Annotated in this window: 11 protein-coding genes; 3 read left to right on the top strand and 8 right to left on the bottom strand. The window is 38.3% G+C overall.

What is annotated here, in order from left to right:
- Positions 1-6: 6 nt before the first annotated feature.
- Together FGQ66_RS15345 and FGQ66_RS01080 are read right to left on the bottom strand one after the other, a co-directional pair.
- Entirely contained in the window at positions 7-2016 is a 2010-nt protein-coding gene (locus FGQ66_RS15345; protein ID WP_230315181.1) for a pilin N-terminal domain-containing protein, read from the bottom strand.
- The gene (locus tag FGQ66_RS01080) at positions 2013-3461 is read right to left on the bottom strand and encodes a SpaH/EbpB family LPXTG-anchored major pilin (protein ID WP_113845147.1); all 1449 of its coding nucleotides are present in this window, start codon (positions 3459-3461) and stop codon (positions 2013-2015) included. Before FGQ66_RS01080 ends, FGQ66_RS15345 begins: the two co-directional genes overlap by 4 nt.
- 420 nt (positions 3462-3881) lie before the next feature.
- Here FGQ66_RS01080 and FGQ66_RS01085 point away from each other — a divergent pair, with 420 nt between their 5' ends.
- Together FGQ66_RS01085 and FGQ66_RS01090 are read left to right on the top strand one after the other, a co-directional pair.
- Complete coding sequence (locus FGQ66_RS01085) at positions 3882-5312, top strand: helix-turn-helix domain-containing protein (RefSeq protein ID WP_228012544.1); 1431 nt, start codon at positions 3882-3884, stop codon at positions 5310-5312.
- 157 nt (positions 5313-5469) lie between these two features.
- Entirely contained in the window at positions 5470-6819 is a 1350-nt protein-coding gene (locus FGQ66_RS01090) for an amino acid permease (RefSeq protein WP_005875292.1), read from the top strand.
- 46 nt (positions 6820-6865) lie between these two features.
- Here FGQ66_RS01090 and FGQ66_RS01095 read toward each other — a convergent pair whose 3' ends face one another.
- Entirely contained in the window at positions 6866-7462 is a 597-nt protein-coding gene (locus FGQ66_RS01095) for a TMEM175 family protein (RefSeq protein ID WP_005875291.1), read from the bottom strand.
- 149 nt (positions 7463-7611) lie between these two features.
- On the opposite strand from FGQ66_RS01095, the gene brnQ reads away from it, so the two are divergent.
- Positions 7612-8964, top strand: a complete 1353-nt coding sequence (brnQ, locus tag FGQ66_RS01100) for a branched-chain amino acid transport system II carrier protein (protein ID WP_138301429.1) — start codon at positions 7612-7614, stop codon at positions 8962-8964.
- Between the two features lie 702 nt (positions 8965-9666).
- Here brnQ and FGQ66_RS01105 read toward each other — a convergent pair.
- The 5 genes from FGQ66_RS01105 to ruvA form a co-directional block, all read right to left on the bottom strand.
- Positions 9667-10041, bottom strand: coding sequence for a hypothetical protein (locus FGQ66_RS01105; RefSeq protein ID WP_081133757.1), 375 nt, complete (start codon positions 10039-10041; stop codon positions 9667-9669).
- A gap of 135 nt (positions 10042-10176) precedes the next feature.
- Positions 10177-10641: a low molecular weight protein-tyrosine-phosphatase gene (locus FGQ66_RS01110; RefSeq protein ID WP_138301430.1), complete on the bottom strand. Its 465-nt coding sequence runs from the start codon at positions 10639-10641 to the stop codon at positions 10177-10179.
- Positions 10642-10656: 15 nt separating this feature from the next.
- Positions 10657-11238 (bottom strand): TetR/AcrR family transcriptional regulator, encoded by a 582-nt coding sequence (locus tag FGQ66_RS01115; RefSeq protein ID WP_138301431.1) that lies wholly within the window; start codon positions 11236-11238, stop codon positions 10657-10659.
- A gap of 48 nt (positions 11239-11286) precedes the next feature.
- Entirely contained in the window at positions 11287-12288 is a 1002-nt protein-coding gene (ruvB, locus tag FGQ66_RS01120) for a Holliday junction branch migration DNA helicase RuvB (protein ID WP_005875281.1), read from the bottom strand.
- Positions 12289-12300: 12 nt separating this feature from the next.
- The gene (gene ruvA / locus FGQ66_RS01125) at positions 12301-12903 is read right to left on the bottom strand and encodes a Holliday junction branch migration protein RuvA (RefSeq protein ID WP_005875279.1); all 603 of its coding nucleotides are present in this window, start codon (positions 12901-12903) and stop codon (positions 12301-12303) included.
- Between the last annotated feature and the right edge of the window lie 312 nt (positions 12904-13215).

Here is a 13215-nt window from a genome sequence, read left to right on the forward strand (position 1 = left end):
CTAGACTTAAACAGTTTGTCCATTTCTTTTTTTGAAATAGATGATTGACACTAGGATCAGCATACAGCCAGTAGCAATAAAGATGATGATTCCTTTTCCTCCTGTATGGGGTAAGATCCCTTTCGAATGGTTCACTACTTTTTGGGCAAGTTTTTCAGTGCCGTTATCCGCATTGAATACCACTGCATCTTTTAAGATGACATGTCCTTCAGGCGCTTTGGTTTCAATCAACTGATAATCGATTGGTTGTCCTGCTTCAGCTTGTGCTAATCCTTGTACGCCAAACTGACCATTATCATCTGAGATCAATTTGGTTGCTTGATCTTTATCAGTCACCCAGACTAGATCATCTTTTGAAGTATCGGTATAGCCGGTTATTTTGGCAACGGGTTGCCCTTTGGATACATATTGCAAATAGCTGTTTCCTCTTTGAACAATAAATTCTGCGGCACCTAATTGCTTCCCTGACAGCCACTCCGTCTTAACGAATTGTTTGCCGTATGTTTTAACAGTTGCTTTGTGTTCTTTCGGTGTAAAGTCATTGTTGAATGTTACTTTATTATCAATCCCTGCAGCCAGTTTTGCACCAGGTTTCACTTTCATTTTCACGGTGAATTGAATCGTTTTTCCCGCATATTTTTCTAGTTCAGCTGGTGTAAAGTTTACTGTAAATTGATTGTGCGTCGCATCATCAATAAAAGTACCCGCTACATCTGATACTGGCTTTCCAGCGATCGTGACGGTTGCTAAAATATCTTTGTCTGACGCTAGTAGCGCTAACTGTGGATCATACGTGTCGACCAAAGAGAACTCCTGATAGTCTGCAATATCATTCGGAACAAGCTGACTGATCTTATAAGTCAAATTCTCATCAATATCCACATCACTGTCATCTACAGTTTTATCTGGTTCTGGTACTTCCGTGTTGTATGCTTTTGCTTCATTCGTTTTAGCTCCTGTTGCTGACGTATATGCATACTTTCCATCTTTATCTGGAGTACCAATGACTGTAGTTTCTGTTTTTGAATCTTGTTCTATATACGTATAAGTCAACACCATCTTGCTGTCTGCGGCTCCTCGTTTCGCCGTTACTTTGATAGGTGCCCGATTTGCAAGGTAATGGTATTTATCTGCATTTGCGCTCTTTGAAATCGTTGAGTCCACTTCGTAAAACTCATATGTTTTTCCGCTCGTTAATGAAATATCTGGTACGCTGACTTCCCCCGACTTATCTGATGTGAATTTTTGTGCATCCGCAGCAGTTGTCCCATCGAACTTGTTTTGATTGCTTAGATAATCGCCATTTTCTTCCTTTAAGACAAACATCGCACCCGCTAATGGTGAAGCAGGAGTCAATTTTGTTTCATCTTTCGAATCCACAGCGATCCCATATTTTGTAAATTCTAGTGTACTTGTAGTAAACATATTTTTAGGATAAATATCGATATTTTTATCTAAAATATCTTCATCCTTAAAAATTGGTAACCCAATCACGAAATCACCAGATTTTTGATTGCTTACTCCCTCCGGTGTTTTTGTTTCCTTGACTAAATAAACAGCATTGTCGCTATTGGTTCCGCCTAAGTTAGCCAGATCAGCAGTTGAAAGCCCCGCCTCATCTGTTGCTGGAAAATCCGTTCCCGCTTCTGTCTGTTCAACCTTGGCTTTTAAGACTGCACTCTGTCCTGCTTTCATTTTTGCAGCTGCATCCCCATCTGCAGCTTTATAAGCAGTCCAATAAATGTCTGTTCGATCATAGGCAGTAAAAACCACGCCTTTGATTGGTGTTCCTGCTTTAACTGTTCCGTCATCTGCTAATGAGTCACCTGTATTCTCAATTGCTTGATCAGGATATTGATCTTTGTCATACCCTAATTTATGCAATGTGACCGTTGTGTCTTTGCTAGTTGTGTCATCAGCAGATACGTCAGCTCCCGTACTTGCTAAAAGAAATGGTATCAATACAACGAATAGCCCCAAAACTATGTTGAATCTTCCCTTACCTGTTCTTTTCATTTATTTCTCCTTCGTTTTTCTTTCCATTTAAAAACCATCACGCCGCCTGCTAAAAAAATGAGAAGGATACCTAAAACAATCAGACCTTTTTGTTGGCTATCGTTTGTTTTAGGGAACCATCGAACATTCTTTTTTTGATTGATCACCGATAAAGGCTCAGAACTTGGGAACATCGCATCAATGTTAAAAACAACGGGGGTTTCTGCACGTTGGTATCCCGTTGGTGCTTTGATCTCATGCAACTGATACGTTCCATCAGGTAATCCGTTTATACTAAAATTTCCTTTTGTATCTGATGTTAAAATCACTACTTGCTTTTCTAAGGAAGCAACTGGTTGTGTTTTATCTACCTCAAGCCATTTGTTTTTCTCATCAAGACGACTCAAACTTTGACCTTTTTGATTTTGAACAATAAATTCTGCCCCTGCTAACGTCTTTTTACGGTTCTTCAAATCAACTTTAGTAAATGTTTGTCTGCCACTTTTGACAGTTGTTTTCGTTTTGATCGCTGGATGATTTCCAGGGGTCAACGTCGCCGTATTCGTAAAATCAGTTTGTTCGATTTGAGCATTTCCCAATGACATCTCATAAGTGATCGTCATTTTTTCTCCTGAAAATTCCGCTAGAGTTTTTGGAGAAATCTGGATGGTGAACCCGTTTTTTTCAACTGAACTCTGATAATCGATCGTTTTTTGTTCACCAACTTGCACATGAAGAGACCCTTCTTTCATGACTAAGCCTTTGTCTGCATGGTCACTGATTTGATAGGTGGAATAATTCCAGCTGTCTACAGGTATCGTTGTAGTAATTTGATAAGAAACCTGATCTCCATAGGCATAACTGTTCTTTTTATCCAACACTTGTTTTTCGAAAGGTGGTTTTGTATATGCGATTTCTTCATTTTTAGGGTATAGATGGATCGTTGATTCTTCTTGATCGTTTTGGTAGACCGGCAAAGTTACAACAAGTGGCGCTGCTCTTTCTTTAACGGTTGCTGGTGCATGGCTTTCAATAAGTAAATAAACAGCGTACTCTCCTTGATAGGAACCACTTGCTTTGTACTTTGGAACATTGAAATTCACTATTCCCGATTCAGCGTGCTGCGTCTCAGTAACACCTGATGTCAAATACTGCGTGGGATTTTGTTTAGCTATCTTAGATCGTACTTGTTCTTTCGTTAAACCTTTTTTCACATAAGAATAATAGTGGTCAGTAACGTCATAAAGAGAGAATGTTACACCATTTAGGCCACGATAAGCAGGTAAATCTTCTTGTGACAGTACTCCCCCATTTGTCTGCAAGTCTGGTAGTTGTCCATCTTCAAATAGGAGCTTATGAACGGAGAGCGTCACGGTCTCTGTTGTTGCTGCACGTATTTGACTCGTTGTGCCAAATAAAATGAAACACACAAAAAGCAATGAATAGATTACTTGCTGTTTTTTCATTCACTTCACCTCCTATTAGATGATCAGAAACAAAAAAATAGTATTTGCTACTATTTTTAGGCAACCATGAGATAAAGATTTCTTTTTATCGTGAAAATTCTCATAAGTAACTATAGGGTTTCTATTTCTTAAATTAAAGACCAGATTTTAAGTTGGGTTATCTCCAAAAATGAACACTTTTCGATTCGTTACTTTTTAAGAATAATTATCGAAGATCATTTCTTATACCTATATAAAAATTATTCTACTCGCTCATAAATGAATAAAACTAACATCCAATGTAAGGTTTGACATAAAAAAAGAATTAAAATTCCTTCTATTTTATACGCTGTTCAACGAAAAAGTTTAAGATACCCTTATTACATACTGTAAAATATCCACTCCATTTAATTTTTGCTTATCTAAAAAAAGAGGTGCTTTATGTACGGTTTAGACACGAATACTCAACTAAAGATCAAGATTGTTCACTTGTTGGATGAAACGAACCTCCCCTTGACTTCCTTGGAAATCCAAAAAAAATTAGGATTTGGCAGTCAAGTGACGATCTTAAATTGCTGTCATGAAATCAAAGAACAGATGGAACTTATCTATCCAAATGGAGAGGCTTATCTGATCATCTCTCCTAATTTAGGAATCCAGTTATTTCGCCGTTCGTCTAGTCTGCAGTATTTATATGATGATTTTTATTCATCAGATTTATTTTATGAAATCATTGAACAGCTGATCCAGCAGAGACAATTTTCTACAAATGAATTCTGTGATAAATACGGTGTCAGTGTGTCAAAATTAAAACGGAAGATCAAAGAAATCAATAAGTTGGTCAATCATTATCAGATGCACATCTCTGTTTCTGCAAAAGTAACGATCAAAGCAGAAGAAGCGCAACTACGAATGTTTAGCTACGCTTTTCTCTATGGGATCCACCGTCAGTTTTCTCGCATTGATTGGATCAAGAATAAAAAATTCATTTGGGAACTATCGCGAAAAATCCTTACTTATTTAGCGGTATCCCCCAGTGAACAATCTTTAGAATTATTGTCGATTTGGCTTTACGTCCAATTAAATGCAATGGAACAGGAGAGTCGCTTAACTTTCACATTACGGCAAACCCTCTTGTTAAAAACGCTCTCCATTCCTGAAAAACCTGCTTTTCTCTCAGAATGGCACCAAACTGATTGGCAACTACTGATTGCTTTTATCCAGACATCGGATATCTTTGGATACGAGGAAGACTTCCAACCATTTCCACCTGAACTAAGTGGGTGGTTTGATCAACTTACAAATGATTGGTTTCACCTTTTTGAACATTACTTTACCCCGTTGGACGAAGAAGAAAAAAGACTTGCTGTTCGCTTACATCGCTATGAGTTCATCAGCCTCAACTTCTTCAAAATAGACGAAAATTTCTTTCACCAACAAGAGTTGATTTTAGCTGTTCAAAATGAAAAACCAACTTATTACCATCAATTCAACGCTCTCTTTGACACATATACTCAAAAATACAACTATCGAGTACCCGAAAATAGTTTTCGTTTTCAAAATCAATTGCTGATCTGTCTTGCTTTGTGTCCCTTTGACAAACTACGACCACGTTTGGCAATCAATCTACAATCTGATTTGAATTACTTATTGACCAATTATCTAAAACAGCAAGTCATCCTTAATTTAAAAAACAGCTATTTTGTTACTTTTGTTCCACAATCAAAACAAGCAGATTTAGTTATCAGTACGACACCTCAAAAAATGAAGTTAAATAAAAAACAAAAATTCTTACTGGTACGCGTACCATTTACGGAACAAGATATCAAATCTCTTAGATTGATTGCCGGCTCTTTCATCGACATCAAGTAAATACGTTATCGATTCTTTTTTATAATGAAAAAAGGTCAGCTTTTTCATATGAATCGATGAAAATTGTATTTGATTGCTTTCTGAATCTAAGTTGTAATTTTTTGAAAATTCTCTTAATATGGAAGTAATCAAATTTTTAGTTAGGATGAGTAAACTGATGAACGAAGAGCAACAAGAACTACAACGAGGTCTCAAGAACAGGCACGTTCAATTGATCTCAATTGGTGGTGCAATCGGAACTGGTCTATTTCTCGGTTCAGGAAAATCGATCCAATTAGCTGGACCATCGATCCTCTTTGCCTATCTGATCACAGGATGCATCTGCTTTTTCATTATGCGTGCATTAGGCGAACTTTTATTATCAAATACAAATAACCATTCATTTCTGGATTTTATTGCAGAATATCTTGGAAAAAAAGCAGCTTTTGTGACGGGCTGGACTTACTGGTTTTGTTGGATCGCTATCGCCATGGCTGATCTTACTGCTATGGGCATGTATGTCCGATATTGGGCACCTGGCGTCCCCCAATGGCTACCTGAGATAATTGCTTTAGTTTTATTATTAGGATTGAATATGGTCGCTGTTTCTCTTTTTGGAGAATTAGAATTTTGGTTTGCACTGATCAAAGTAGTAGCGATCATCGCTTTTATTATCATAGGTGCCTATATGATCATCACACACTATAAAACAAGTGCCGGTACCGTAAGTATTTCGAATCTCTGGTCGCATGGCGGCTTTTTCCCAAAAGGCGGAAAAGGATTTATCCTATCCTTTCAAATGGTCACCTTTGCTTTTGCTGGAATCGAATTAGTCGGATTAGTAGCTGGCGAAACTAAAAATCCTGAAAAAGTACTCCCAGAAGCAATCAATAATATCCCCATTCGGATCATTCTCTTTTATTTGGGATCTTTATTCGTGATCATGTCTATTTATCCTTGGAACAGCTTAAATGCAGACAACAGTCCTTTTGTGGAAGTTTTCTCAGAAATCGGCATTACGATTGCTGCTTCATTGATCAATCTAGTCGTCTTGAGTGCCGCTGCTTCAGCTTGTAATAGTGCGATTTACAGTACTGGACGGATGCTCCGTTCCCTTTCTCAAGAAGGCAGTGCCCCAAAACGTTTTCGTCGGCTGACTACTCATCGTGTTCCTGGAAATGCATTAGTCTTTTCAACCATTGTGATTTTTATTTCAGTCGTCTTGAACTATATCATGCCTAGTGAGGTTTTCACTTTGATCAGTAGCATCGCAACGACTTGTTTTCTATTCATTTGGAGTATGCTTGTCTATACCCATTTAAAATACCGAAAAAGTATACTTGGAAAAAAAGCTCATTCATTCAAAATGCCTTTTTATCCCTTCAGTAACTACCTCGTCTTCTTATACATGGCTTTTACCTGTGTTGTCCTGCTTCTTGGGAAAGATACACGTATTGCTTTGTTACTGACACCTGTCTGGTTCATTTGCCTATTGGTCATCTATCGAATCAAATATGAGAAAAAATAAAAAACACTTGGGGATTTTCCTTAATGGATTATTCCCAGGTGTTTTTTTATTCAACTTTTCTTGAAAAAAAGATATGGTAGTATTCATCGGCTTTTCGGTAAGATAAAAGCCACAAACCAGAGACGAGGAAACGACCGAGTAAACCGATCATTGGAATAAAAAATACACCGACGATCAGACAAATATTGATGAACATCGACAAAAAACTTCGATGGTCTTTCGTCAACGTCTTGACTACATGCGAATCAGGTTTATTCGCTCGCATCACTTGTTTCATCAGGATACTAAAGGAAAAACTCCACATCGTGTAGACAAGGACATAAGACAGCTCTGGCCAAAATTCAGTCGGATTACGGCCGACCCAACTTGTGACTGACGGACAAAGTGTCAACCAGAACAACCAAAAAATATTGGCCCATACGACACGATAATTGATCTTATCTGCCATTTGAAATACACGGTGATGATTGACCCAAATGACTCCCACAAAAATAAAACTGATACCATAAGCTAACAGAGTATTTCGAATTCCCCATAATGACTGGAAACCTGGCGGATCAGGGATCTTTATATCTAATACCAAGACTGTCAAAACAATGGCTACGACGCCATCCGTGAACGCTTCTAATCTTGATTTTGTCACATGATCACTTCCTATTAGTAAGTTACCTCATATTTTAGCACGGAATGGTCGGAATATCTAAAGATTTATTACTGCCGTTATCTAGAAAATGGTTGCTAATCTGTACTATTTTTGTTACTTTAAAAAAAATAGAAGTAAAGGAGTTATTTATGACAAAGAAGTTAACATTTAAAGAATATATGTTTATCGGTTCCATGCTTTTTGGTTTATTTTTTGGAGCTGGTAACTTGATCTTCCCAGTCCACATGGGACAAGAAGCAGGTGCCTCGATTTTTTGGGCAAACCTCGGCTTTTTAGTAACAGGAATCGGCCTCCCGTTTTTAGGTGTCATTGCCATTGGCGTATCGAAGACGGCTGGCGTCTATGAATTGGCTAAAAGAATCAATCAAACGTATGCAATGGTTTTTACTATTCTGCTTTATCTTGTGATCGGACCTTTCTTCGCATTACCTAGATTAGCAACCACTTCTTATGAAATCGGTTTAGCTCCATTTGTACAGTCTGATCAGCAAACTTTGTTTTTAGCTATTTTTAGTATTCTATTCTTTTTTGCTGCATGGTGGCTATCAAGAAGGCCGACGAAGATCCTCGATTATGTAGGAAAATTTTTAAATCCTGTTTTCTTAGTATTACTTGGACTCTTATTGTTACTAGCATTTATTCGTCCTCTCGGTACAGTGCAACATGCTGCTGTCCAACCGAGTTACCAAGATCATGCTTTTTTTACTGGTTTCACTCAAGGGTACAACACACTTGATGCTTTAGCCGCTTTAGCATTCGGGATCATCATTGTGACGACGATCCGTAATATGGGCGTCACGAAACCTTCTGCTATTGCAAAAGACACCATCAAATCTGGTGCGATCAGTATTGTTTTGATGGGGATCATCTATACGTTGCTTTCTTATTTAGGTGCCATGAGCCTAGGTGGTTTTGCGCTAAGTGAAAACGGCGGAATCGCCCTTGCCCAAATCGCTGACCATTATCTAGGAACTTACGGGAGTATCTTACTTGCACTGATCGTCGTATTGGCCTGTTTGAAAACAGGTATCGGCTTGATCACTGCTTTTGCAGAGACTTTCACTGATCTGTTCCCAAAAAGAAACTATTTATTTTTCGTGACGATGGCTAGTGTACTCGCTTGTTTGGTGGCGAATGTGGGATTGACAAACATTATCCAGATTTCTTTACCTGTATTGATGTTCATCTATCCTTTAGCAATGACCCTGATTTTACTAGTTCTTGCGGGGCCATTATTTAAACAACGTCCAGCTGTTTATCGAATGACTACGTACTTTACGTTAATTGCTTCTATTTTAGACGGTTTGAATGCTTGTCCCGACTTTATCAAACAGTCAGCTATAGCCCAACATATCTTGGATTATGCAAAGCAGTATCTTCCATTTTTCCAATTAGGCATGGGTTGGATCGTTCCTGCGATCATTGGTTTTATCATTGGACTGATCTGGAGTAGCATAAAAAAAGAACCGGCACTAGACTGAGTAAGGCTTCTTTTAACGTAACTATTTCTCAAAAGAAATGACTGTTACTTGAAAAATAACCGGCTTTGATAGCCTGATAATTTAAAAATGGTGTGACCTATTTTTTGATTATCAGGCTTATTTTTTAGCAACGATACGTCTCATTTTTTATGATAAACAGCCGTACAATTATCCTTTAGTAACAAGATAATGCGAACTGCTTCATAAGTATCCGTTCTTCAATGTACTTTCATCATGAGCTAAATAGAAAATACTATCTAAGGAGATGATTATTTCCATTTCTTATAAACAAGTAACTTTTATCAATAAGAAATAATTTTTACAAAGAAATTTAACAACTTTCAAAAACTTTCGTCACAAAAAATTCACAACTCCTCGCTATTATATAAGCATACCAACAAACAACCCTAACAACACTTTTTCATTTTTAACTCCTTATCCTGCTAGCTCCCCGGCTAGCAGGACCTTTTTTATTTCTACTATATTTTCTGCTTATATTCGATCCTTTGATACAAAAAAAAGAGCGTGGGGCAAAACTAAAAATCAGTTTTGCCACAGACTCTAACTCCGAATAAACGGTGGGAGCAGAAGTAAATCCTTCGGAAATAAGCCGAAATTAACAAAAATTTGAAAAGCAATTTTCGTTAATTTCTTCTTATTTCTCGGAGTTAAACACTTCTGTCCCAACCTCTTCGATTTGATTTATTTTGATAATCGTTCTTGCTCTCCCGCTGGTGAAAGGCTAGTGATTTTTTCGATTTGTTCAATTGGTACCATACGTATTTGTTGTTCTTGGTTTTGTAAACGGATCATGACCCGCTCTTTTTCCACTGTTTTCGTTGCGACCCAGCCCGAGATCGTTTCATATTTATTACTCATGCGATTTTCTCTGACTTGCAGAATGACTAAACTGTGTTGCGCTGCCGCTTTTTGTAGTTCAAGAACAAACTTTCCTTGCAGACGTACATTCTCTGCTATTTTCTCAGTGTCATTTACAAAAGAATCGAAAAGCTGGTAGGACGTATGTGTCACTAACTTGGTCAGTTTCTTCATAGGTGATACTGGTTCTTCATTCATCGAATGCACTCCTCCTTTAACTAAGAAAGTGTTACTTAATTAAGTCTATTTTACCTAATTTTTAGCGAAAAAACAAGAATATGATTTGCTTCAGTTAAAAAAAGTAAGCGTTAACTTATCATATATATTGTTATTTTATTGATCTTTCCTCCATATTTTTAGCCAATAATCAAGACCTTGGCTCAACAGTTGATAGGTTTCATCAAAATCATGTGTGTAATATGGATCAGGAACATTTTGTTCTTCTTTCCCTGGTACACTACTCAAAAATAAATGGATTTTGGCTTGAGCATCTGTAGGTGCTAACTGTTTTAGTTCCTCGACATTCGACTGATCCATACCAATGATCCAGTCAAATTTTTGGAAGTCTTGTGGCTGGATTTGGCGGGCAATCATACCCTCTGTAGAAATATTTTTTTTTGCTAAGATCGCTTGCGTACCTGGATGAGGCGAACGTCCAATTTCATACGTGCTAGTGGCTGCTGAATCAATCCTAAATCGATGCGACATCCCAGCATCTGCAATCCGCTTTTTCAACAGTCCCTCAGCCATCGGTGAGCGACAGATATTTCCTAAGCACACAAATAAAACACTAGTCATTGACAGGTTCTCCCCTCATTCATTTTCTTCTAGTTCTTCTTTTGCATACAACCGGTAAGAATACAACTCTGTATCTTTGGCTAAACGAAAGAGTTGCATCGCAATCTCCATTGGCGTTTCAGTATACTCGTGAGTGATCCAATTGATCAATACCCCACTACAACCGTAGGAGAAAAAACGGGCATAAAACAATTTATCTGTTGAAGATAATTGCTTTTCCTCGTCCATTTCTTCAAAAATCTTGATAAATGATTGTTGGATGATCGTTATAAATTCTTTTTGCATTACTTCTTGGTCTGAAACGACTGTGCTTGCATAAAAATCTTTTTGAGCAGCGATTGCTTTTAACATTTTCAAAGCTTGTTCTTCCCAATTGTCTAAAGAAAGAGAATCAGGATCTAGATAGTGTAAACAGTCTTCATAATAGACCCAGCGTAATAGATCATATTTATCTGTAAAATGATAATAAAACGTCTGACGATTGATTCCAGCTTCATGCGCAATCCGCTGAACACTGATTTTTTGTAGAGGCTGTTCTTGACATAGATCGATAAACACGGTTTTGATCAATTGTTTCGTGTGCAGTGTATCACCCATCCACATTCCTCCTATCTTTCCACTTAAAGAATTGAATTCACTACAAAATCAGACCTGATAGTCGTAGCCAAAATGTTCGTATGCGTAGGCAGTCGCAATTCTTCCTCGCGGTGTACGCTTTAAAAATCCCTTTTGTATCAAAAAAGGTTCATACATATCTTCTACTGTTTCTCGTTCTTCCCCGATATTGACAGATAAAGTACTTAGTCCGACCGGTCCACCACCATATAATTCGATCATTGTCCGCAACAGTTTTTGATCCACATAATCTAGCCCAGCTTGGTCCACTTGTAATAAAGTCAATGCTCGATCTGCGATCTGCTGATCGATTTTTCCATCGCCTTGGACTTGCGCAAAATCTCGAACTCGCTTCAACAAGCGATTTGCGATACGAGGTGTTCCTCTCGAGCGTCGTGCAATCTCTAACGCACCTTCTTCGATGATCTCTGTTTGGAAAATATCAGAAGAACGGATAACGATCTCTCTTAAATCAGATTCTTCATAGTACTCCATGTGGGAAATGATCCCAAACCGATCTCTAAGTGGTGCCGACAGCATTCCTGCTCTAGTTGTTGCGCCGATCAATGTAAATGGTGGCAACGGAAAATGGACTGGATGAGCAGTCGGTCCTTGGCCTACCATGATATCTACATAGAAATCTTCCATCGCCGAATAAAGCATTTCTTCTGCTACCCGCGGTAACCGGTGGATTTCGTCAATAAATAATACGTCTCCAGCTTCTAATTCATTGAGGATCGCTACTAGATCCCCTGGTCGTTCAACAGCCGGTCCACTCGTAGTCCGGATATTCACCGCCATTTCGTTTGCAATCACCATGGCCATTGTCGTTTTTCCTAAACCTGGAGGACCATATAATAATACATGATCTAAAGGCTCTTCCCGATTACGAGCTGCTTCGATATAGATCTTTAGTTCTTGTTTGACTTTGTTTTGCCCGATATACTGCGAAAGATACTGCGGGCGGAGGGATTTTTCCAAACTAAGTTCATTTTCACCCGTTTCAGGCGATAATAGATGTTCGTCTGTCATTCATAGCCCTCCTTATTTTTTCATCATCAATTTCAATGCTTGACGTAAATATTCATCAGTGGTTTGATTTTCCACTTCTTTTAGTTGTTTTTCTACACGCTTGACTTCTCTTTCACTGTATCCTAATGCAGATAAAGCTTCCATTGCCTCAGATAGAGCCGTTGCATCTTGCAGTGCAGTCTCATCAAATAAATTGAAGGGCGTCTCGATGCTCAACTCGCCAAATTTTCCTTTTAGATCAAGAATCATCTGCTGCGCTGTCTTTTTACCAACACCCGGGAATTTCGTCAAATAAGTGACATCTCCAGATTCTACTGCATGGATCAATCCCGAATGATCGTCACTAGCCATAATAGCCAAGGCGCTCTTAGGACCAATGCCTGAAACACTGACCAATCGTAAGAATAATTGTTTTTCTTCTAGAGAACCGAAGCCATAGAGAAGATGCGCATCTTCTCGGATGACTTGATGGACGTAGATTTTTACTTCTTTGTTCATTTGACTGCTATAACGGTAAGGATTTCCCAAAGCAATTTGATAACCGATCCCATTTGCTTCAACTACTATGTAATAGGGATTGATAAAAGTGACCACACCTGTCAGATATTCATACATCTTGTTATCCTCTTTCTTTCACACACATACGTTCGCATATTTTCTCCTATTGTAGCACACTTTGGCTTTTGAAAAAAGAGGTCGCTATTTTTGTTCCCGCATCATCAAGTCATATGTATCCAAAATCATATAAACTTTGGAACAGAGAGAAATAGCTGTTTTAATCTCATAGTGTTGCTTTCTCTGCCCTCATCTCTAGCCAGCATCTCGGGTACAGGTCAAAAACAGTGCTGGACTCGATAAGCGGATAAAAAAATACGACGAAAAAAGCCGCAAACAATGAAATTTGTGACTATCCCCAGTAGGCGAGGC

This window comes from Enterococcus sp. BSD2780061688st2 D3 (assembly GCF_005844145.1).
Taxonomy (GTDB): domain Bacteria; phylum Bacillota; class Bacilli; order Lactobacillales; family Enterococcaceae; genus Enterococcus_B; species Enterococcus_B durans.

Coding starts and splice junctions, on each gene's coding strand:
- FGQ66_RS15345 (WP_230315181.1), bottom strand. CDS start 2,016: ATGAAAAGAACAGGTAAGGGAAGATTCAACATAGTTTTGGGGCTATTC.
- FGQ66_RS01080 (WP_113845147.1), bottom strand. CDS start 3,461: ATGAAAAAACAGCAAGTAATCTATTCATTGCTTTTTGTGTGTTTCATT.
- FGQ66_RS01085 (WP_228012544.1), top strand. CDS start 3,882: ATGTACGGTTTAGACACGAATACTCAACTAAAGATCAAGATTGTTCAC.
- FGQ66_RS01090 (WP_005875292.1), top strand. CDS start 5,470: ATGAACGAAGAGCAACAAGAACTACAACGAGGTCTCAAGAACAGGCAC.
- brnQ (WP_138301429.1), top strand. CDS start 7,612: ATGACAAAGAAGTTAACATTTAAAGAATATATGTTTATCGGTTCCATG.
- FGQ66_RS01105 (WP_081133757.1), bottom strand. CDS start 10,041: ATGAATGAAGAACCAGTATCACCTATGAAGAAACTGACCAAGTTAGTG.
- FGQ66_RS01110 (WP_138301430.1), bottom strand. CDS start 10,641: ATGACTAGTGTTTTATTTGTGTGCTTAGGAAATATCTGTCGCTCACCG.
- FGQ66_RS01115 (WP_138301431.1), bottom strand. CDS start 11,238: ATGGGTGATACACTGCACACGAAACAATTGATCAAAACCGTGTTTATC.
- ruvB (WP_005875281.1), bottom strand. CDS start 12,288: ATGACAGACGAACATCTATTATCGCCTGAAACGGGTGAAAATGAACTT.
- ruvA (WP_005875279.1), bottom strand. CDS start 12,903: ATGTATGAATATCTGACAGGTGTGGTCACTTTTATCAATCCCTATTAC.